The sequence below is a fragment of the Pantoea sp. SORGH_AS_0659 genome (assembly GCF_031453915.1).
GTDB classification, from domain to species: domain Bacteria; phylum Pseudomonadota; class Gammaproteobacteria; order Enterobacterales; family Enterobacteriaceae; genus Pantoea; species Pantoea leporis.
In genome coordinates this window covers 256734-278330 of the sequence record NZ_JAVJAK010000001.1, presented here as the reverse complement: position 1 = coordinate 278330, position 21597 = coordinate 256734, and the positions used below count along the sequence as shown (strand labels likewise).

The window sequence follows — 21597 nt, the reverse complement described above, 5'->3', positions numbered from 1 at the left end:
CCACGAAGAAAAGGCTGCGCTAAGACTCAGGCGGAGAGTAAAAACACGGTAATAATCCAGCATCACGGCCGATGACGTTGTCTCATCACATGTTCCTGTCACGGCCAAAAAGCAACAAAGGCTTCAGCGCTATTGGTTTAATAGTGCTGAAGCCCATGCAAAGCGGGAATTATCGTACGGCAGCTTAATGCTCAGGGGGTTAAATACAGATGTTTAACCGGCCTGACGAATAATTAGCTGTGACAGACGTGTCTTAATACGGAAGCACAATTCACGAATCTGGAATTGATAACGCGGCATCACTAAGTCGTTAATATCCGCGCCAATGGAATCTTTAATTTGCAGATATTTATTGGTCTGGGCACCGATTTTCTGGAATTCGGCCTGATAGCTGTCAAATGACGCCTGGCTATACAGACGCATCGCGTCGAGCTCTTTACGGCACTGCTGAATGTTGCTGGAACGGTCGTCACTGAGTGAAGCCGTCGCGGGTTGCGCCGGCGCTGAAGCCACAAATGGCGTACCTTGCTGCTCTGGCGCGGTTTGCGCGGCGGATTGTTCGTCCGCAGTCGGCGGCGTTACTAAACTATGAACGGGTTGTTGTTTCGCGCAGCCAGTCAGTACCAACAGGCTTGCCACCGCGACACCAGTCATTTTTTTCATTATTGTCACCAGGAGTTGTTTGAGATGCTTTAAGCAAAAAATTATACGGTCTTCACCGGAAAGTTTCCTGCCAGAACCACCTGGCATTTCGCTCATGACCGCTTCGTTATCGGAAACTAACTTACTTAATCCGTGATGAAATTTCGAGTATCACGTCATTCCGTAGCAAATTTACCGGCAAGAAGTCTGATCGCACCGGGCTATAGCGGCGCATTGGCGCAAAACTTAAGCGGCAGCCAAAACGTCAGCAATTTTTATGCAGCGCGGCTATAATCGCGCCACACACGATGTTTTCACTCCCTTTGATCCAACCGCGGACCCCCTTTTTTTATGCTGAGTTATCGCCACAGTTTTCATGCCGGCAACCATGCCGACGTGCTGAAACACACCGTTGAAAGCCTGATCCTCACCGCCCTGATGGAGAAGGAAAAACCTTTCCTCTATCTGGATACCCACGCCGGTGCCGGACGTTACCTGCTGAGCGGAGAGCACGCCGAGCGTACCGGTGAATATCTGGAAGGCATTGGCCGCATCTGGCAGCAGCCGGATGTGCCGGAGTTGCTCAAGCCGTATCTCTCGGCGGTGCGTAATCTCAATCCGCACGGCACCTTAAAGTACTATCCTGGTTCGCCGTTGATTGCCCGCTTCCTGCTGCGTGAAGAGGACAAAATGGAGCTGACCGAGCTGCACTCCAGCGATTACCCGCTGCTGCGCACCGAGTTCAGCAAAGATTCACGTGCGCGCGTGGCGCGTGGTGATGGCTACCAACAGCTGAAAGCCAAGCTGCCGCCGCTGAGCCGTCGCGGCCTGATTCTGATCGATCCGCCATATGAGTTGAAAAGCGATTATCAGGATGTGGTGAAAGGCATTCAGGAAGGTCACAAGCGTTTCGCCACCGGCGTGTTTGCGCTGTGGTATCCAGTGGTGATGCGTCAGCAGATCAAACACATGGTTAAAGATCTGCAGGCCACTAATATCCGCAACATTCTGCAGATTGAACTGGCGGTGCGTCCAGACAGCGATCAGCGCGGCATGACGGCTTCCGGCATGATCGTGATTAACCCGCCGTGGAAGCTGAAAGCGCAGATGGAAGAGCTGCTGCCGTGGCTGCATCAGAAGCTGGTGCCCGCCGGAACCGGTCACTTCAGCGTCACGCAGATCGTGCCAGAGTAAGTTCGCCTTACCGCGTCGCCAGCCTATCAGGACTATTATCATGTGGATCATTCTGGCTGGCGCGCTTGCTGTGCTGTCGCCCGCCAAACGTTTTTCGGTACTGCTGCTCACGCTCGCCACCATTCTTGGGCTGTTCGAGGATGTGCTGGATTGGCCAGCAATGCTGCTGCTCGGCGCCATTGCCGTCATCGCCTGGATTCGCGTGGAAAATAACGCGCGCTGGATTCAGTGGGTGAGTGAAGCCGCGCTGGTTGCCATTGCCATCGGCCTGTTTGTACACTTTTTCCCGGGCTTCAAAAATCCGCGCCAGGTGGAAGATGTGCAGGCCGGGCCGCTCAGCCTGCCCTTTAGTTTCTCGTACAACTTCGATAAAGCGCTGATTCCGTTTGTGCTGCTCATCTGCTTGCCGCAGCTGTTCCGCACCCAATCCGCGCCGCCGCGACTTAAAATTTTGTGGCTGGCGCTGCTGGCGGCGATTCCGCTGCTGTTGTATGTCGCGGTGCAGTTTGGTGGCCTGGCCGTTGAACCCCACTGGCCGGAATGGTTGGGCAGTTTTATGCTGGCGAACCTGTTCTTCGTATCACTGGCAGAAGAAGCGTTCTTTCGTGGCTATCTGCAACAGCGTCTGCGCCAGCACATTGGTGCCGTGGCGGCCATGTTGCTGACGTCGCTGCTGTTTGGTCTGGCGCATTTCCCTGGCGGACCGCTGCTGATGATCTTCGCCACGCTCGCCGGATTGATTTACGGCCTGGCGTGGCAGTGGAGCGGACGCCTGTGGGTCGCCACCGGCATCCATTTCCTGTTCAACATGACGCATCTGCTGTTCTTCACCTATCCGGCGCTACAGCACTAAACCTCGAACACCGCGAAATCATGTGCCAGCTCGGTCGCTGCAAACACCGACTGGCACTCCGCCAACAGTTTTTCCCGATCCTTAGACAAATAGCGCGAGCTGAAATGCGTGGCGATCATGCGCTTCGCCCCCGACTGTTTCGCCACCTCCGCAGCCTGAATGGTGGTTGAGTGGCCGCGTCCATTGGCTTTCTCCTGCAGCGCCGCCTCCAGTGTGGTCTCATGCACCATCACATCAGCATTTGCGGCCAGCTGGAGCGCCACGTCGGTGGGCGCGGTATCGCCAAATATTGCCAGCACTTTGCCTTTGGTTGCCGGGCCAAGATAATCCGCGCCGTTGATCTCGCGACCATCTTCCAGCTGGATGCGCTTACCCGCTTTCAAATCCTGATACCACGGCCCGCGCGGTACGCCTTCGGCTTTCAGGCGCGGCGCATCAAGGAAGCCCGGTTTATCGTGCTGCTCAATGCGATAGCCATAACACTCGATCACATGATTCATCGGCCAGGCCGTCACGCGCACTTCGCCGTCATCCAGCACCAAACCGGCGTCGATCTCGATAATCTCCAGCGGATAAGAAGTGTACGAGCCACTCAAACTGAGCGCCGTCTCAATAAACTGGCGAATACCTTTCGGCCCGTAAATGGTCATCGGTTCGGGGATGCCGGCCATGGAGCGGCTGGTGAGCAAGCCCGGCAGCCCAAAGATGTGGTCGCCGTGCAGATGGGTGATAAAGATTTTCTCCAGCTTGCCCGGCTTCAGCGCAGAGCGCATGTATTGATGCTGCGTCGCCTCGCCGCAGTCAAACAGCCAGGTATCGCCGCGTTTCGACAGCGTCAGCGCTATCGCGGTGACATTACGTTGCAGGCTGGGCGCACCGCCGCCGGTGCCGAGGAATGTCAGTTGCATGCTATGCTTCCCTGTAATCGGACATAAAAATCAATGCTATTACAATCATAGGTGCAATCTTTGCGTCAATAATCGTCATAGCGTTAAACTCTATGCCAATTTTCTTCCAACAGACGGACATAACGGATGACCAGACATTTTGACTACCTCGCCATCGGCGGCGGCAGCGGCGGTATCGCCTCGATTAACCGTGCTGCGATGCATGGCCAGAAGTGCGCGCTGATTGAAGCCAAAGAGCTGGGCGGCACCTGTGTCAACGTCGGCTGCGTACCGAAAAAGGTTATGTGGCATGCGGCGCAAATCGCTGAAGCTATTCATCTTTATGGGCCAGATTATGGCTTCGATACCACGGTAAACCGGTTTGACTGGTCAATTCTGGTGAAAAACCGCAGCGCCTACATCGACCGCATTCACAGCTCGTACGACAACGTGCTGGGTAAAAACAAGGTTGAGGTGATCAAAGGTTTCGCGCGCTTTATTGATGCCAACACCGTGGAAGTGAATGGTGAAACACTCACTGCCGATCATATTCTGATCGCCACCGGCGGGCGTCCAAGCCATCCAAAGGTGCCGGGCGCGGAATACGGTATCGATTCTGACGGTTTCTTCGAACTCGATGCGCTGCCAAAACGCGTGGCGGTCGTGGGCGCGGGTTACATCGCGGTGGAGCTGGCGGGCGTGGTCAATGCGCTGGGTGCGGAAACCCATCTCTTCGTGCGTAAGCATGCGCCTCTGCGCAGCTTCGATCCGCTAATCGTCGATACGCTGGTAGAAGTGATGCAGGCCGAAGGCCCAACGCTGCACACCGAGTCGATTCCAAAAGCCGTGATTAAAAACGCCGACGGCAGCCTGACGCTGCAGCTGGAAAGCGGCCACGAGCAAACCGTGGATTGCCTGGTGTGGGCGATTGGCCGTGAGCCGGCGACCGACAACCTCAACCTGGCAGCAACCGGCGTGGCGCTGAACGACAAAGGTTACATCAAGGTCGATAAGTTCCAGAACACCAACGTGAAAGGCATCTACGCGGTGGGCGACAACACCGGCGCGGTGGAACTGACGCCGGTGGCCGTGGCGGCAGGTCGTCGTCTTTCCGAGCGCCTGTTCAACAACAAACCGGACGAGCATCTGGATTACAGCAACGTGCCGACCGTGGTGTTCAGCCATCCGCCGATTGGCACCGTGGGCCTGACCGAACCGCAGGCGCGCGAACAGTACGGCGACGATCAGGTGAAAGTGTATAAATCTTCTTTCACCGCGATGTATACCGCCGTTACCCAGCATCGCCAGCCGTGCCGTATGAAGCTGGTGTGCGTTGGCCCGGAAGAGAAGATTGTCGGCATTCACGGTATCGGTAACGGTATGGATGAGATGCTGCAAGGCTTCGCGGTGGCGCTGAAAATGGGCGCAACCAAGCAAGACTTCGATAACACCGTAGCGATTCACCCAACAGCGGCGGAAGAGTTTGTGACGATGCGTTAATATCGGTTTATTTAATAACCCGCTAATCTCGTGAATAATATCAGGATGCATAAGCATCCTGATATTATCTTATTAAATCTCGTCGCTATCTTTTTCCAGTTTAGCAGGTTTAACAAGTGATTTCTTTTCGGCTGAAGCCAATCTACGCGCAACTTTTTTTACATCTTCTGCAGCCGGTAAACATTCAGGTGTGATTCCCCGACTGAGTAACGTGTCTCTTACCGCCTGATTATTATTAACATGCTCACCAGATATTTGCCGCTCACTTTGCATTCGGAGTGTGCGAGCATTATGAATAGTAATCTCTGTGGCAAAATCCTTGGCTTTTAAAATAATGGTTGGTGCGAAATCGGCTAACGGACGACTTTCTGGTACTACCCATTGTGCTTTCATAACCTGGGTACTGCGATTAAACAGTGCAAAATCACCTTTACTGCGAATAAGTGCGAAGTTCTGGCTTCCACCCGTTTGTTCGTAGATAACGTTTGAAAGCTCTTTTTCAGTTCCGCTTAATTTTTTCCTGGCCTGCACCCGCTCAGTTTCCAGCAGCCTTAATTCAATAAGCTCAGCTTTACGCGTCTGCATGGCAAAGTAAGTCTGCGCAAAGGCAATCTCCTGCTTTCTGGGATCGCCGTTTTGGGCAATCAGATAACATGCGTACCGCGTAAGCATGACATCATCTATCTCGCGCTTCCCACCTTTGCCAAGTTCGATCATTTTCCCGACGTCGGCAAAATGATCCAGCACATCATGACCTGAGATCTCGCAAGCCGTTTTGGCTTTCAAAACCACACTTTGAAAGTTGTCCCATTTGCCATATCCCAGCAGATGTTGCACATCCCGCGCCAACCAGAACTCCACACCGCTATCAGTTTGTTGAGAACAGCCTACAAAAGCATCGGTCAGCATCTTAATATGTTTGTTTTCCATCATTCCCCCAGAGCTGCGTGTTCACATATCACTCGGAGGATCAAACTGAACAGCCTTCCGCTATACCGATAGCAGATCCGTCTTGTTTTTCGTTAATGCTTATTGAACCTCAACCGCAATCAGTCATTAAAGTAGGCGGGTATACTTCATTTCCTGAAATACAAAATCCGTTTTCTTCACTACTCAATAATCCACGCACAGGATAAGATTTATTTCGTTGCTGTAGGGTGCGCATTAATACGCACCGCAAACTTCATGGCATTGCCAGCTTATTTATTTTTACGGGGAGAACGGTGTGAACAAAGGTCGGAATCGGGCATGAATATTATTGATATCATTATGTCCGCAGGCAAAGCCTCGGTAGACGTGGCGCTCTACACATTGATTCCGATTATGGTGGTGATGTTATTCATCATGAAATATCTGGAGGTCAAAGGCGTACTGGATTTTGTTGTACGTCATGCCACACCGTTATTAAAACCCTTCGGTATTACCGGGCTGGCATTTTTTGCCATGATTCAACTTAATTTCGTAAGCTTCGCGGCCCCGCTGGCGGCGCTGGCCATCATGGAAAAGCGCGGTACGTCCGATCGTCATATGGCGGCCACGCTGGCGATGCTGTTTGCGATGGGCCAGGCCAGCACCTTTTATCCCCTGATTCCGGCGGGATTACACTGGAGCACAGCGCTAATTATTTCGATCTGCGGCGGTGTATTAGCAGCGGCGGCAACCTATCACCTGTTTGGCCGCAAACTTTCCGATGCGGCGCTATTAAATGAAGATGAGGCCGTTACCAACAGCGAAAATAAAATGGGGCTGATTGGCATCATTAATAGCGCCGGATCCGATGCGATTCGTCTGGCGCTGGGTTCGCTGCCGATGCTGATTATTTCATTATCGGTGGTTGGCATGTTGAAAGAAGCGGGCGGGATTGAAATGCTTACGCGTCTGGTGTCGCCGCTGCTGGATAAGCTGAATATTTCCGAAGTCTATATTCTTCCGGCGCTGACCAAATGTCTGGCGGGCGGCACCGCCTATTACGGCGTGGTGGCGGGATTGGTGGAGAAAGGATTATACAGCGCGCACAACATCAACGCCTCGGCGGGATTACTGATTCAGACCTTTGACCTGCCCGGCATCGGGATTTACCTTGGCCTGTCGAGCCGATTCCCGCGCCTGTTCCGCTTTGCCGTGCCTGGCATTCTACTCGGTATTGCGCTGCGTGCGACGGTGCACGCCATTCTATTCTGATGATGGCTCAAAAGCGTTGATGATGGATAGCCGCCAAACCCTCTGCTTTGTGATTATATAGAACTAAAACACAGTAAAAATCTATATACATTGCAGATATAGAAAAGAATATCTATAATATCTAAATCCAGTGAGGAGTGTTTGTAACAAGTGAGGTAAGGGAATGCCAGAGCTACATTGGCGCAAAGCTGCTCTGAAGCAGATGCGAGCCATTGCAGACGCTAACGAAAGGAAGAAGCTGAATGAGCAAGTGAATGAGTTAAAAAAGTTTCCGCTTGTTCCGCCCAATCTGGATGTTAAGTCTTTGAAAAATGGTCAGGCTGACTATCGGCTTAGATGGGGAAATTATCGTGTTTTGTTCGACTATAACAAAGGCGAGGAACCGAAAATCATCGCTATTCAGCAGGTAATGAGACGTACCAGCGGAACATATAAATAATCAAGGTAGAGATTTGCTGCCTTAATTCACAGATTCTCAACTCGTTTTCAAAAAACTGATAACGCTGAATACTGGAACATACATCCTATGATCGAATTCATCACTGACAGTGCTGGCAACCGCAAAGCGGCAATTGTTCCCATCGAGCTGTTCGAAAAAATGACTCAACATGCTGATTTCGCTGAACTATGGCAATCAATCCCTTACGAATCCGGTATTAATGATGACGCCTTGATTCCAGGTGACGTCGTAGACATCGCCATTAATAAGGGTGTCACCCTTCATGCCGCATGGCGTATTTATCGTAAGCTGACTCAAAAGCAGGTTGCTGAAGCGCTTGGCATCACGCAAGCGTCTGTCTCCGCCATGGAAAAAAGCGAAAAACCGCGTGATTTTAATCTCGCCAAGCTCGCTGAGCTTTACGAGTGCATGCCAGAACAACTTACCGATGATTAAACAAAAAGCCGGTCTTCCCGGCTTTTTTGTGCCACGCGTTCTGCATGGCACTCGCGTGATTTTTAAATTATACGATTACACATCCGCGCCGAATGCCACATCGCGTTGCCCGCGCAGCTCCGCCAACCGCCCTTCCAGCGCCGCTTCGATGTTCTGATACGCCGTACTGCCAAGCGCTAAACGCAGCGGCATGCTGGCCTGATCCAGCGTGGCGATCATCGCCGTAACGCATTTCCCGGCATCGCCAGCAATGGTGAAATCGCCTGAAAGAATTGCCTGGCGCAGCTGGCCCGCAGCGTTTTCACGATAAACTTCTAGCGCATCTGCCACGTCCAGCCCCGCGCCAAAATGGGTTGCGGTGGGGCCCGGTTCCACCAGTAGGAAATCGATACCGAAACTGGCGACTTCCTGGCGCACCGCCTCGACAAATCCTTCAATCCCCCATTTCGTGGCGTGATACAGGCTGAAATTGGGATAAGCGACCTGGCCGCCTTCCGAGGAAACCTGTGCGATGCGCCCGCCGCCTTGCTGGCGCAGGAACGGGATCACCGCACGAATCAGCTGGATTGAGCCGGTAAGATTGGTGGCGATCTGCCGATCAATCTGCGCATCGCTCAACTCTTCAGCTGCGCCGAACAGGCCGTAAGCGGCATTGCTCACCACCACATCAATGCGATCGATGGCGGCAAAGGCGCGTTTAATGGTGGGCGCGATGCTGGCGGTGTGCGCCAGATCGAGCGTAATAACCTGCAGCCGTTCGCCATAGGTTTGCTGCAGATTGGCCATCGCCTGTTCACTCCGCACCGTCGCTACTACGCGATCGCCGCGCGCCAGTAAACGTTCACTCATCAATCGGCCCAGCCCGCTGCTGGCGCCGGTAATCAACCAGGTTTTCATCTTGTGCTCCTCATATTGAAAACCTGATGGTAGATCGCTCTACTGGTGGAGATAATCAACCTAATCGCGCATGACCCGGTGAGGAAAAGCCACCAATGAGACGTCCTTCCTGGCACGAACTGCAGGCCATTAAAACGCTGGGCGAGCAGCGCAGCTTTCGTCGTGCCGCTGAAATGCTCGGCCTCAAGCGCTCGTCACTCAGCCATCTGGTGAAAACGCTGGAGCACAATCTGGGCGTACAGCTGTTTCAACGCACCACACGTAGCGTGTCGCTCACCGATGCCGGGCAGCAACTGCTGGATCGACTTTCGCCGCTGCTGAACCAGATGGATGACGTGCTGCACGACATCTCCGCCAGCCGCCATCAGCATTACGGCACGCTGCGCATCAGCGCCAGCGATGCCGCGATCGCTTTGCTGCTGGAGCACATGGTGGCGGACTTTAGCGCGCGCTATCCCGATATCCAGCTCGATTTTGCCGCGCAAGGTGCGTTGGTGGATATCACCGCCGCCGGTTTTGATGCCGGCATTCGGCTGATTGAGGATGTGCCGCAGGATATGGTGGCCGTTCCGCTTGGCGGCCCGCTGACGTTTGTCACCGTCGCCGCGCCCGCTTATCTGGCGAGAAACGCGGCGGTTAATCATCCGCGCGATCTGCTACAACAACAGTGCATTCGCCAGCGCTTACCGAGCGGAAAACGTTATCAGTGGGAATATGCGCAGGCGGAAGAAAAGCAGGAGATTGACGTGCCAGGCACGCTGACTTTGGACAGCAACGCGCTGATGGCGCAGGCCGCTCTCGCCGGTTTAGGCATTGCTTATGTGCCGTCGCTGTATGTCGAGAAAGAGATGCGCAGCGGCCAGTTGGTGGAGCTGCTGGCCGATTGGCGGGTGCAATCGGCGGGGATTGCGCTGTGGTTTCCGCCCAACCGGCATCAACCCATGGCGCTGCGGCTGTTTATCGATGCGCTGAAAGTCAGCCTGCCGCGTCATGCGTGAGGCGAGCAGCACGGCTTTTGTCTCAAAACCTGTAGCAATGGCGTTGATCACCTCATGCCTGGCGGCGTAACCTGTCGCCACAAAACCTAAAAAATACACCATCGCAAAATGATCGTACGTCCTCACCAACACTGGTTTCTCCGGCTGTTTGACTGGCATGGATCGGTGCTCAGCAACATCGTGTTCCGCCTGTCGCTTAACCTGCTGATGTCGCTGATCGCCATCTTTGGCTATCCGTGGTACTCCACTTTCGGCATTCACCTCACCACTGCGCCTTTTAGCCTGGTTGGGGTGTCGATCGCCATCTTCCTCGGCTTTCGCAATAACGCCAGCTATGCGCGCTTTCTTGAAGCCCGCACCTTGTGGGGCAGCCTGCATATCACCCAGCGCTCGCTGCTGCGGCAGATCAAAAGCATGCGTGGCGTGAGCGAAGAAAAGGTGCGGGAATTTACCGGCTTGCTGCTGGCGTTCTGCTGGTGCCTGAAACATCGCCTGCGTAAAACCGATGTGCAGGCCGATTTACAGCGTTTGCTGCCGGCTAACTGGCACAGCGCGGTGTTGCATCATCCGATGCCGACGTCGCAGATTTTAGTGTGTTTGAGTGAATGGCTGGCGCTACGCCGCGATGAAGGGTTGGTGTCGGATATTGTCTGGCAAAGCATTGATGAGAATCTGAATCAGCTATCGGCGATTCTGGGCGGTTGCGATCGCATTGCCAGCACACCGATTCCGTTCGCCTACAGCCTGATTCTGCATCGCACCGTTTATCTGTTCTGCACGCTGCTGCCGTTTGCGCTGGTGGCGGATTTGCACCTGATGACGCCGCTGGTGTCGATGTTTATCTCCTACACCTTTTTATCGCTGGAAGCGCTGGCGGAGGAGCTGGAACATCCGTTTGGCACCGCACCGAATCATCTGCCGCTCGATGCGCTGTGCGTCACTATCGAACGCAATTTGAAAGCGATGAATGGCGATATGCCGCTACCGGAACCACTGCAGCCGGATGCGCATTTCAATTTGACGTAATCAACTCTGATTATCCAACCAACGCACATACGCCTGATCCCACAATGCGGCAGGCGTGCCCGCTTTGCCGAGACCAAAACCGTGACCGCCGCTGCTGAGCTCAATCAGCTCAACCGGCACGCGCATGCGGCGGCAGGTATCGCGCATCAGTTCAGTATTATGAGGATTGGAGGTGCGATCGTCCTCGGCCTGCGCGAGGAACGTCGGGGGATAGTGACGTGTGACGTAATTTTGCACTGACCAGTTGGCTTCCTGGCTTGGCGTGGCGTTTTTCCCCACCATCATCAGATGCGTGTTGGTGTGCTGATATGGCGCTTCAAGGGTGATCACCGGATAAATCAGGCCAACGCTATCCACCTTCGGCCTGATCTGGTCAAGCGGATCCTGCGCCGGATAGGATTCGAAATCCGGACGCGCCGCCGCCATGCCAAGTAGATGGCCACCGGCAGAAAAGCCCAGCACATGCACTTTGCGCTCCATCGAACGCACCAGACGAATGGCGCGCTGCGCGTCCTGCAGCGGTGCCAGATTGCCCGCCTGCCACTTCTCACCCGGCAAACGGTAGCTGAGCACATACACGGTATAACCGTTGGCATTAAGCCAGCGCGCTACCGGCCAGGCTTCGCGGCCCATGCCGATAAAACGATAGCCGCCGCCCGCGGCCACAATCACCGCTTCGCCGTTGGGATTTTCCGGGCGGAAACGCTGAATCGCGGGTGAAACGATATTGGTCCAGGAGCCGTGCGAATTCACTTTAAGCAAGCCGGAAGGACCGCCGCCGCCCGGCGGATCGTCGGGCCACAACGGAATGACGTCATCGCGGGCAAACAGCTTGCCCGTGGTCATCGAGAGAACGGTTGCTCCAGTAGCCAACAAAAAGTGACGACGTGTAATCATCTTGCCCAGTGCCAGTATGCAAAAAATGCCAGCTTCAACAGCTGAATCTCATTATGTGACGCGTGTCTGATTTCGACGTTGGCGATTATGTACGTAAATCGTACAAAAAAGCCATAAAAAAACGCGCCTAAAAAGGCGCGAGCTTTTTCGAATACCCTAAATAATTCGAGCTGCAGGAAGGCGGCAAGGGGGTGAATCCCCAGGAGCTTACAAAAGTAAGTGACTGGGGTGAGCACACGCAGCCAACGCACCTGCAGCTTGAAGTATGACGGGTATTAGTCCTGTTGCTGGAACTGGGTCATTACCGTTTGTTCGCACTGCTGCTGATCTTTACGCAGTTTGCCGCGCTCATCTTCGCCCAACTCCAGCCATGCGCTAATCACTTCCTGCGCGATTTCTTCATTGAATTCAGGCTGCTGCATGGCCGATGAAGACTGGCTGGCCGCGAGTTGCGACTTCAGCTTCTCAGTGTAGCCATCCAAATCGCTGGTCTTCTTTTCACTGCTCACCAGATGACACAGCTGGCTGGCATAAACATTCTCTTCCTGATTATTGTCACCGTCGGCAGCCAACGCGCCGGCCGACAGCGACAGCCCAACGAGGGCGAGTAATAACGCTTTCATAATAGGCTCCAATAATTTCCAATAAATCATTTTTCGTTCTGTTCGGCGCGGGCGGCCTGACGGGCAGCACGCCAGTTCAACAATGGCGTGACCGTGATGCCGTGCAACACAATGCTGCACACCACTAACGTCAGCGCCATGTCCACCATCTGCTCCGCCTGCGGTCCACGCATGCCGTGCACCCATGCATAGGCAATATAATTGATACTGCCGATGCCGCGAATACCCAACCAGCCAATTAGCAAGCGTCGCATCAGCGGAATATCGCAGCGCCATGTGGTGATCCACACCGCCAGCGGGCGCACCACCACAAACAGCAGCAGCGCCAGGCCAATGCCGGTGAGATTCCAGTGCTGCGCCAGCGTAATACCGAGCACCACCATCATGCCCGCCGCCAGCAAACGCTCGATAGTATCACCGAAGGAGAGCGCATCGCCTATCACCAAACCCACCGATTTCACCATGCCGCTGCTGCCCTGCGCCATCCGCTGACCGGTATTCACGCGCGCTTCAGCCGGTAAGAAACGCTCCTCTTCAGACATCTCATCTTGCGGATAGTGCTTCACCACGCGCAATTCCGCACGACGTAAACCGACGCCAGCCGCAAAGGTGGCGAGGAAGCCCGACGCATCCACCGACTGCGCGGCGGCATAGCTGAGCGCAATCAGCGCCAGCGCGAACAGATCGTTGGGTGCCAGATCCTGATTGGCGGTACGTAAATGCGTCGCCAGCTGGCCGATCAGCCAGCCCAGCGCAAAGCCGATTCCCAGCCCGCCGCCAATCGCCCACAGCGCGTCTTTGGCGAACCATTCACCGAGCGCAGCGGTGCTGAGTTCGCCCGGCTGCAACAGCAAAATCGCCAGCATCAGCAGCGGCAGCGCCGAGCCGTCGTTCATGCCCGCTTCGCTGGAGAGCGCCACGCGCAGGGCATCGTCATCCCGCGCATCATTCACTGAAATCAGGCTGGCGAGCACCGGATCGGTTGGCGCGACAATGGCACCAAACGCCAGCGACATCGCCCAGTCAAAGCCGGTGATCCAGTGCACCAGCACCGTCATGCTGCCGACGGTGAGCAGCATCGCGGGAAACGCCAGCCTGACGCCAAGCCGCCACGCATGCGCGTTGAGCGGTAAGCGCAGTTTCAGCCCGGTGATAAACAGCGAGGCTGCCATCGCGATTTCAGTAAGATGCGCGGCGAGGTTGGCGTGACCGATGATGTCGACTTGCAGCAGATTGAGCATCCACGGGCCACACAGAATGCCCGCGAACAGGTAGAGACCAAATGAGGTCACTGGCCCGCGGTGTATCCAACCGGAAGCCAGTGACATAAGAAGTAAAAGACCGCCGGTGGCGGCGGTCCAGGCCAGGAAATTCATAACGCTCCGTTTTTAAATAACATTCTCCTTTAAGCCTGGCACATGTTAGGCGATCAGTTTTTCAGATGACGGCTTGCGAGGCGAATCATCAAGGCAAGCGCAGCGGCCAATGTTGCGAGTGCGACTACGCCGGTCCAACCCCAATGTGCCAGCGCCAGGCTACCCAGCGCCGCGCCGGTCGCCATGCCGATAAAAACAACGGTAAACATCAAGGCGTTAAGGCGGCTGCGTGCTTCTGGTGCCAGGCTGTAAACCAGCGTCTGATGCGCCACCAGCGTGGCCTGCACCCCCAAATCAAAACCGATGGTGCTGATGATAATCAGACCAAGCTGAGCCGGCATCGGCAGCAGCGGCAGCAGGAACATCAGCGCGAACGACACCATCACCAGCGTGGCACCGTACTGCGTAACACGCGCCGGACCGATGCGATCCGCCACGCTGCCCGCTAACGGCGCGGCTAGAGCGCCTGCCGCACCCGCAAGGCCGAATGCGCCAGCGACCGCGCTATCCAGATGGAAGCTTTGGCTGAGCATTAACGCCAGCGTTGACCAGAAGGCGCTAAAGCCCACCGACAACAAACCTTGTGCCAGCGCGGCGCGGCGCAGCGTTTGATGGTGCTGCCACAGATGCGCCAGCGACAGCAGCAAACGCGGATAGCTCACCGACGTGCCCGGCGTAAAGCGCGGCAGCACGCGCCACAGCGCCACGCTAATCAGCAACACCGCCGCCGCCGCAATCATGTACATGGTGCGCCAGCCGAAATACTCCGCCACCACGCCGCTTACCACGCGTGACAACAAAATCCCCACCAGCAATCCCGTCATTACCGTGCCGACGATTTTGCCGCGGCTGCGCTCCGGCGCTAACGCCGCTGAAGCGGGCACGATGTCCTGCGCCACGGTGGCGGTTAAACCGGTGACGAAGCTGGCGATCAGCAAGGCGTTCAATCCGCCCGAGAAGCCACACAGCAGCAGCGCGGCAACCAGCAGCAAACCTTTAATCAGAATAATGGTGCGACGATCGTGGCGGTCGCCGAGCGGAGCCAGCAGCAGAATCCCCAGCGCGTAACCGGCTTGCGTCAGCATTGGCACCATGCCGACGCTGCCAATCCCAACGTTGAATTGTTTGCTGATGATATCCAGCATCGGCTGGCTGTAGTAAATCGATGCGACGCTGAGTCCGGCACCGGCCGCGAGCGTGAAGACCAGCGGCGCGGGCAGTTTTTCAGCTGGCATGGCTGACGTTGATATAGCTGACATAGTGGATTCCCCCGTGAAAGTGCGCTTATTAAAGCGCGTTGCCGCCATACGCGGTAGACTGCTCAAACACAGAACTGTTATGCGCGGTGCGTATGAACAACCCATCCAGCCTTGATCGTATCGAACTGATGCAGACCTTTATCCGCATCGTCGAGAGCGGCTCGCTCTCCGCCGCCGCCGCCCAGCTCGGCACCACGCAGCCCACTATCAGCCGACGGCTGCAGGCGCTTGAGCAGCGGCTTGGTCTCAAACTGATTATGCGCACCACGCATGCGCTGAAACTCACCGACGATGGCGAGCGCTGTTATGCGCAGGCGCGTCAGCTGGTCGCGACCTGGCACGCGCTGGAGGATGACCTCACCGGTGCCAGCGACGACCCGATTGGCACCCTGCGCGTGCGGGCACCGCATGCGTTTGGTCAGGATCAGCTGATTGAACCGCTGATTGATTATCTGCATCGCTATCCGCGCTTAAACGTGGAGTGGACGCTGAATGACCGCACGCCAGACTTCATCAGCGAAAACATCGACTGCGCCATTCAGGTCGGTGCGCCCAGCGATGCGTCCATCGTGGCGGTGCTGCTGGCGGAAGTGCCGCGCTTTGTGGTGGCGGCACCGTCGCTGCTGGCCGCGCACCCGCCAGTTGAGGACGTCTCGCAGCTCACCAACCTGCCCTGGCTGGCGCTGACCAGTTTTTATCGCAACGAAATCGCCCTGCAGCGTATTAACGATGGCAAGCCGGTGAACCTGGCGATTGCCCCGCGCCTCGCCAGCGACAGTTTATACGCGGTGCGCAAAGCCGCCGTTGCCGGGATGGGCGCGGCGGTGGTGTCATCGTGGGTGGTGCAGGAGGATTTAGCGAAAGGGGATTTGATTCAGCTGTTGCCGGAGTGGCAAGCGCCGCCGCTGCCGGTGTGGCTAACTTATCCGTGGGCCAGCTACTATCCGGCGCGGTTACAGAAGTTTTTCGCCATGATTCGGGACGTGATGCCGAAGTTAGCCGGGACGCAGCCAGCGACGCGGTAGCGGTTGTCCCTCACCCTAACCCTCTCCCTGTACAGTCCGGGGACATGGTGAACACTTGTTCGGGGACATGGTAGACACTTACAACTAAGGCATAAGAACCCGTTTATGGAGTCGCTTATGTCCTGGGATGCGAGAGATACCATGTCATTACGTAAAGAGTTTGTTCTGTTCGCCTCGCAAGACGGGGCGAACATCCGCGCACTCTGCCGTCACTACGGCATTTCTTCCGCCACTGCCTACAAGTGGCTTCGCCGCTGGGCTGAAGAGGGAGAATCCGGTCTTGAGGACCGCCCCTGCATACCCCATCACTCTCCCAACCGCTCGTCTGACGACATCACTGACCTGCTTCGTATGGCGCATGAACTTCATCAGCACTGGGGCGCGCGCAAGATAAAGCGCTGGCTCGAAGACCGCGGACACCGCATGCCCGCCTTCAGCACCGTCCACAGCCTGATGGCCCGCCACGACCTGCTGCCGGGCTCAGCTCCGGGTGTCCCGGCCACGGGCCGGTTTGAACATGCGGCCCCGAACCAGCTCTGGCAGATGGATTTCAAGGGGCATTTTCCCTTTGGCGGCGGCCGCTGCCACCCGCTTACCCTCCTTGACGATCACTCCCGCTTCTCGCTTTGCCTCGTACACTGCGCTGATGAGCGGCGTGAGACGGTGCAGAAGCAGCTGGTCAGAGTCTTTGAACGTTACGGCCTGCCGGACCGGATGACGATGGATAACGGTTCACCGTGGGGCGACACTACCGGGACCTGGACGGCCGTCGAGCTGTGGCTTATGCGACAGGGTATCCGGGTGGGGCACTCCCGGCCTTATCATCCGCAGACGCAGGGCAAGCTGGAGCGCTTTCACCGCAGCCTGAAGGCTGAAGTGCTGCAGGGGAAGTGGTTCGCGGACGACGGTGAGCTGCAGCGCGCCTTCGATCACTGGCGGACGATTTATAACCTTGAACGCCCGCATGAGGCGCTGGATATGGCGGTGCCGGCGTCGCGCTATCAGCCATCGGCTCGGCAGTACAGCGCCAGCGTAACGTCAGCGGAATACGACGAGGGCGTGATGGTCAGGAAGGTAGATATCAGTGGGAAGCTGACTATAAAAGGCCTGAGTCTGAAGGCAGGCAAGGCGTTCAGGGGAGAGCACGTTGGCCTGAAGGAGATGCAGGAAGACGGGTGCTACGAGGTATGGTGGTACAGCACAAAAGTGGGGGTGATCGACCTGAAGAAAAAGTCGATCACCATGGGTAAAGGATGTTAAAAAGTGTTCACCATGTCCCCGAACACCTGTCTACCATGTCCCCGGACTGTACACTCCCAACGGGAGAGGGAACCGATGGTAGCGCGGTCAGCCCCCTCGCCCGCTTGTGCCGATGGTAGCACGGTTAGCCCCCTCGCCCGCTTGCGGGAGAGGGCTGGGGTGAGGGACAGCGCGCACAAACTACATCTTCACCGCTTTCTTATCCCCCTTCGACATATTGTCCAGCCAGCCCATCACAAAGGCCGACAGCACAAACGTCAGGTGGATAATCACGTACCACATCAGCTTATCGTTTTCGATGTTGCGCGCGTCCATAAAGATACGCAGCAGGTGAATCGACGAAATCGCCACAATCGAGGCCGCGACTTTGTTTTTCAACGAGCCGGAGTCCATTTTACCGAGCCAGCTCAGCTTCTCTCTGTGCTCATCAATATCCAGCTTGGAGACAAAGTTCTCGTAACCCGAGAGCATCACCATCACCAGCAAACCGCCGACCAGCGTCATATCCACCAGCGACAGCAGCAGCAGAATCAAATCGTTCTCCGCAATGCTGAAGACATGCGGCAACAGGTGAAAAATTTCCTGGAAGAATTTGATGGTCAGCGCCAGCAGGCCCAACGAAAGTCCCATGTAAACCGGAGCCAGCAGCCAGCGCGATGAATACATCAGGTTTTCGATAAAACGTTCCATAAGTTCCCATTAATCAACAGACAAGTGGGCGAGTATAACCGAACTTATGTGAAGTTATTTCAGCCCTTCTTCAGAAATTTCAGGCGCGGCGGGCAGCGGCAATGACAAACGGAACACCGCGCCGCCTTCCGGCCGATTCTCCGCCCAGATGCGCCCGCGATGGGATTCGATAATGGTTTTACCGATCGCCAAACCCAAGCCGACGCCCGGCACCGCCGACTCTTTATCACCGCGCGCAAATTTGTCAAAAATACGCGTGAGGTTCTCCGCCGCGATGCCGGGACCGCTGTCCCACACCGCAATCTCCAGCCGATCGCGATCGCGCCACGCCCGAATACCGTGCTGCGCCGCGTTGCCCGCGTATTTCAGGCTGTTTTCGATCAGATTGGTAAACACCCGCTCCAGCATGGCGCTGTCGCCTTTGATCAGCACCATCTCGGGTAAATCGAGGATAAATTCATGGTCCTTCAGCGACGGGCCCATGCTGCTCAGCGCGCCGCCAATCACCTCATCCAGCGCCACCCACTCTTCGCGCAGATTGAGTCCACCGGATTGAATGCGCGCCATATCCAGCATGTTACTCACCAGCCGGATAGTACTCAGCGTCTGTTCACGAATCTGATTGGCCTGGCCGACATACTTCGACTCTTCGCTGGCGAGATCGAGCATCAGCATCTCCGCCTGACCAAACAGCACCGTCAGCGGCGTGCGCAGATCGTGCGACAGCGCTGACAGCAGCGCATTGCGCAGCTGCTCGCGCTCGGCGGCCAGCCGCGACGCCGCCTCACTGTGCGACAGCGCCATGCGTTCCAGCGCGTTAGCAATCAACACGGTGAAGGTTTCCAGTAAACGCTGCTGCTCGGGGATCATCAGCTGACGCAGGTTTTCCGGTTCCACCACCAGCAAGCCGCGACAGTGATTACCACTTTTCAGCGGCAGAATCTGGTACGGCACCGCCGGCAAGGTATCGGTGCCCGCGCCCGCCGGTTGGCCTTTGCTGTAACTCCATTTGGCGATGGCCAGATCCGGCGGCGTACCGATCGCAGTATCGCCCACGGTTTGCAGCTCGCCCTGCTCATCCGGCAGCAGCAGTAAACTGCGCGCCTGCAGGGTGACATCGATGATGCGCTGGCTGGTGGTGGCAATATCCTGCGGCGTCAAATCGCTGCCGAGCGCTTTCGCCATCTCATACAGATGTCGCGCGCGCTGTTCGCGGTAGCGCGCCACTTTGGCCTGATAGCGCACGCCCGCTGTCAGATTCCCAACAATCACGCCCACCGCCAGCATCACCGCGAAGGTCACCAGATACTGCAAATCCGACACCGCCACGGTGCCGGTAGGCGCGACAAAGAACAGGTCGAAAGCGATGATGTTGATCACCGTGGCGAACACCGATGGCCAGCGGCCATAGCGCAGCGCCACCAGCACCACCGCCAGCAGATAAATCATCACGCTGTTGGCGGGATCAAACGCCACCAGCAGCCAGCGGCCGACGCCGGTGACCAAAATACACAGCAGCAGCGCCATCACACAGCCGCGCAGATAGAGCCGCCATTTTTCGTTGCTGGCGCGCTGGCCGCTGAGCGGATGCGGCGCATCGCGCACCGGTTCATCCAGTGCGACCACCAGCAAATCGAGATCCGGGCCGAGTTCGCCGAGGCGCTGGGCAAAGCTGTCGCGCCGCCAACGCCGTTGTGGCTGACGGCCGGTCACAATTTTGCCGAGGTTGTGCTCGCGCGCGTAACGCAGCACCGCGCGCGCTTCATCGGGATCGGAGAGCGTGGCGGTTTCAGCGCCAAGTTCCTGCGCCAGTTGCAGCGTGCGTAAAATGGCGCGACGGCGCGCTTCCGGTAGCCGATTGAGGCGCGGCGTTTCCACATACACCGCGTGCCATTCGCTGCCGAGCCGTGCCGCTAAACGCGCGGCGGTGCGCACCAGCTTTTCGCTGCCGGTATCGTCGCCGATGCACAGCAGAATGGCGTCACGCGTGTGCCACACTTTGTCGCGGCCTTGCCGATCGCGCCAGGCACGCATCTGGTCATCCACGCGATCGGCGGTACGACGCAACGCAAGCTCACGCAGCGCGAACAGATTGCCTTTACGGAAGAAGTTTTCGATGGCGCGTTCGGCGCGGTCGCCGACGTAGACTTTGCCCTCTTTCAGCCGCTGACGCAGATCGTCCGGCGGCAGATCCACCAGCACCACTTCGTCGGCGCTATCAAAGAAGGGATCGGGCACGGTTTCACGCACCTGAATGCCGGTGACGCCGCCGACCACATCATTCAGGCTTTCCAGATGCTGGACGTTAACGGTGGTGATGACGTCAATGCCCGCTTCGAGCAGCTCTTCAATGTCCTGCCAGCGCTTGGGATGACGCGAACCTTGCACGTTGGTGTGCGCCAGTTCATCCATCAGGATCACCGCCGGATGGCGCGCCAGCGCGGCGTCGAGATCGAATTCGGCGTGGCGCGAACGGCCGGTGGTTCGCCGTGGCAACAGCGCCAGCCCGTTGAGCAGCGCGGCGGTCTCTGCACGATCGTGGGTTTCTACCACGCCGGCTAACACGTCGAGACCTTGCGCCCGCAGGCGCTGCGCCTCCTGCAGCATGGCGAACGTTTTGCCCACGCCCGCACAGGCGCCAAAGTAGATTTTCAGCTTACCGCGATGGCTGTCGCTGTGGTTCAGCAGCAGCGCATCGGGATCGGGGCGGGCAATTTCGTCGTTCATCGATCGTCCATCGTAAAAACAGCGTGATGAATCGCGCCGCTACGATTGCGTGCATATACCGTAGCGGCGCAATGCATTGCGCGAGGTGTTTATCCTTGTAAATCATCCAGCGCCAGATTCAGGCGCAGCACGTTTACCGTCTCTTCGCCAACAAACGGCAGCAGCGGGCGCTCGGTGTGGCGCACAATCAGCGCCTCGACATCTTTCAGCGCCATCTTGCGCGCGGCGGCGATGCGCGGTGCCTGCCACAACGCAGCTTCTGGCGAAATATCCGGATCTAATCCGCTCGCCGATGCGGTGACCAACTCCACCGGCACCGCTTTGGGCGCTTGCGGATTCGCCGCACGCAGCGCGGCGACGCGTTCCGCTACCGCTTTATCCAGCGCCGGATTGCTGCCTGCCAGATTGCTGCCGCTGGAGGCCAACGCATTATAAGGCGCATCGCCGGTAGCGGAAGGTCGGCCCCAAAAGTGGCCCGGCTGATTAAACATTTGCCCAATCTGCTCGGAACCGCGTACCGCGCCATCCTGCTCAATCAGCGAACCGTTGGCCTGCGATGGGAACCACCATTGCGCCAGACCGGTGGTCAGCAGCGGATAGACCGCGCCGGTGAGCAGCGTAAGCACCAGTAACAATACAATAGCCGGACGTAACTGACTCATTTCTC

Annotated in this window: 21 protein-coding genes; 10 read left to right on the top strand and 11 right to left on the bottom strand. The window is 56.7% G+C overall.

Annotated elements, in window-relative coordinates; genetic code table 11:
• Positions 1 to 213: 213 nt before the first annotated feature.
• A complete protein-coding gene (locus Q3H59_RS01370) occupies positions 214 to 663 on the bottom strand; it encodes a hypothetical protein (RefSeq protein WP_233501792.1) in 450 nt (149 codons plus the stop codon).
• A gap of 330 nt (positions 664 to 993) precedes the next feature.
• Between Q3H59_RS01370 and Q3H59_RS01365 the strand changes: the two genes are divergently transcribed.
• Both Q3H59_RS01365 and Q3H59_RS01360 read left to right on the top strand, forming a co-directional pair.
• Positions 994 to 1836: a 23S rRNA (adenine(2030)-N(6))-methyltransferase RlmJ gene (locus tag Q3H59_RS01365; protein ID WP_101762727.1), complete on the top strand. Its 843-nt coding sequence runs from the start codon at positions 994 to 996 to the stop codon at positions 1834 to 1836.
• A 40-nt stretch (positions 1837 to 1876) separates the two neighbouring features.
• Positions 1877 to 2689, top strand: a complete 813-nt coding sequence (locus tag Q3H59_RS01360) for a CPBP family intramembrane glutamic endopeptidase (RefSeq protein WP_309832790.1) — start codon at positions 1877 to 1879, stop codon at positions 2687 to 2689.
• Here Q3H59_RS01360 and rnz read toward each other — a convergent pair.
• Positions 2686 to 3597: a ribonuclease Z gene (gene rnz, locus Q3H59_RS01355; RefSeq protein ID WP_192414762.1), complete on the bottom strand. Its 912-nt coding sequence runs from the start codon at positions 3595 to 3597 to the stop codon at positions 2686 to 2688. The two genes, Q3H59_RS01360 and rnz, sit on opposite strands and share 4 nt — an antisense overlap.
• Positions 3598 to 3723: 126 nt before the next feature.
• Between rnz and gorA the strand changes: the two genes are divergently transcribed.
• Complete coding sequence (gene gorA, locus Q3H59_RS01350; protein ID WP_222185991.1) at positions 3724 to 5076, top strand: glutathione-disulfide reductase; 1353 nt, start codon at positions 3724 to 3726, stop codon at positions 5074 to 5076.
• 72 nt (positions 5077 to 5148) lie between these two features.
• On the opposite strand, the gene dinD is transcribed toward gorA, so the two are convergent.
• Entirely contained in the window at positions 5149 to 6006 is an 858-nt protein-coding gene (gene dinD, locus Q3H59_RS01345) for a DNA damage-inducible protein D (RefSeq protein ID WP_210081400.1), read from the bottom strand.
• Between the two features lie 318 nt (positions 6007 to 6324).
• On the opposite strand from dinD, the gene Q3H59_RS01340 reads away from it, so the two are divergent.
• From Q3H59_RS01340 to Q3H59_RS01330, 3 genes are all read left to right on the top strand, one after another.
• Positions 6325 to 7257, top strand: a complete 933-nt coding sequence (locus Q3H59_RS01340) for a nucleoside recognition domain-containing protein (RefSeq protein WP_101762731.1) — start codon at positions 6325 to 6327, stop codon at positions 7255 to 7257.
• A 163-nt stretch (positions 7258 to 7420) separates the two neighbouring features.
• Positions 7421 to 7696 carry a type II toxin-antitoxin system RelE/ParE family toxin gene (locus tag Q3H59_RS01335; RefSeq protein WP_101762732.1) on the top strand — a complete coding sequence of 92 codons (276 nt, stop codon included), beginning with the start codon at positions 7421 to 7423 and terminating at the stop codon, positions 7694 to 7696.
• A gap of 87 nt (positions 7697 to 7783) precedes the next feature.
• Positions 7784 to 8152, top strand: coding sequence for a helix-turn-helix domain-containing protein (locus Q3H59_RS01330; RefSeq protein ID WP_280172176.1), 369 nt, complete (start codon positions 7784 to 7786; stop codon positions 8150 to 8152).
• A 75-nt stretch (positions 8153 to 8227) separates the two neighbouring features.
• Here the strand turns inward: Q3H59_RS01330 and Q3H59_RS01325 are convergent, their stop codons facing one another.
• Entirely contained in the window at positions 8228 to 9049 is an 822-nt protein-coding gene (locus Q3H59_RS01325) for an SDR family oxidoreductase (RefSeq protein ID WP_309832783.1), read from the bottom strand.
• Positions 9050 to 9144: 95 nt separating this feature from the next.
• Between Q3H59_RS01325 and Q3H59_RS01320 the strand changes: the two genes are divergently transcribed.
• Together Q3H59_RS01320 and Q3H59_RS01315 are read left to right on the top strand one after the other, a co-directional pair.
• Positions 9145 to 10047, top strand: coding sequence for a LysR family transcriptional regulator (locus Q3H59_RS01320; RefSeq protein WP_309832781.1), 903 nt, complete (start codon positions 9145 to 9147; stop codon positions 10045 to 10047).
• A 108-nt stretch (positions 10048 to 10155) separates the two neighbouring features.
• Entirely contained in the window at positions 10156 to 11073 is a 918-nt protein-coding gene (locus Q3H59_RS01315) for a bestrophin family protein (protein ID WP_277974206.1), read from the top strand.
• On the opposite strand, the gene Q3H59_RS01310 is transcribed toward Q3H59_RS01315, so the two are convergent.
• The 4 genes from Q3H59_RS01310 to Q3H59_RS01295 form a co-directional block, all read right to left on the bottom strand.
• Positions 11074 to 11970 (bottom strand): alpha/beta hydrolase, encoded by an 897-nt coding sequence (locus tag Q3H59_RS01310; RefSeq protein ID WP_101762736.1) that lies wholly within the window; start codon positions 11968 to 11970, stop codon positions 11074 to 11076.
• A 275-nt stretch (positions 11971 to 12245) separates the two neighbouring features.
• A complete protein-coding gene (locus Q3H59_RS01305) occupies positions 12246 to 12593 on the bottom strand; it encodes a hypothetical protein (RefSeq protein ID WP_101762791.1) in 348 nt (115 codons plus the stop codon).
• Positions 12594 to 12619: 26 nt separating this feature from the next.
• On the bottom strand, positions 12620 to 13969 hold the full coding sequence (locus Q3H59_RS01300; protein WP_101762737.1) for a sodium:proton antiporter: 1350 nt from the start codon (positions 13967 to 13969) through the stop codon (positions 12620 to 12622).
• A gap of 53 nt (positions 13970 to 14022) precedes the next feature.
• Positions 14023 to 15228 (bottom strand): MFS transporter, encoded by a 1206-nt coding sequence (locus tag Q3H59_RS01295; protein ID WP_309832774.1) that lies wholly within the window; start codon positions 15226 to 15228, stop codon positions 14023 to 14025.
• Positions 15229 to 15320: 92 nt separating this feature from the next.
• Here Q3H59_RS01295 and Q3H59_RS01290 point away from each other — a divergent pair, with 92 nt between their 5' ends.
• A complete protein-coding gene (locus Q3H59_RS01290; RefSeq protein ID WP_309832771.1) occupies positions 15321 to 16253 on the top strand; it encodes a LysR family transcriptional regulator in 933 nt (310 codons plus the stop codon).
• A gap of 105 nt (positions 16254 to 16358) precedes the next feature.
• Positions 16359 to 17513: an IS481 family transposase gene (locus Q3H59_RS01285; RefSeq protein WP_309832769.1), complete on the top strand. Its 1155-nt coding sequence runs from the start codon at positions 16359 to 16361 to the stop codon at positions 17511 to 17513.
• 180 nt (positions 17514 to 17693) lie between these two features.
• Here the strand turns inward: Q3H59_RS01285 and Q3H59_RS01280 are convergent, their stop codons facing one another.
• The 3 genes from Q3H59_RS01280 to kdpC form a co-directional block, all read right to left on the bottom strand.
• Complete coding sequence (locus tag Q3H59_RS01280) at positions 17694 to 18203, bottom strand: TIGR00645 family protein (RefSeq protein WP_101762740.1); 510 nt, start codon at positions 18201 to 18203, stop codon at positions 17694 to 17696.
• Positions 18204 to 18257: 54 nt separating this feature from the next.
• Positions 18258 to 20930, bottom strand: a complete 2673-nt coding sequence (gene kdpD / locus Q3H59_RS01275) for a two-component system sensor histidine kinase KdpD (RefSeq protein WP_309832765.1) — start codon at positions 20928 to 20930, stop codon at positions 18258 to 18260.
• A gap of 89 nt (positions 20931 to 21019) precedes the next feature.
• Complete coding sequence (gene kdpC, locus Q3H59_RS01270; RefSeq protein WP_137386707.1) at positions 21020 to 21592, bottom strand: potassium-transporting ATPase subunit KdpC; 573 nt, start codon at positions 21590 to 21592, stop codon at positions 21020 to 21022.
• Positions 21593 to 21597 lie beyond the last annotated feature (5 nt).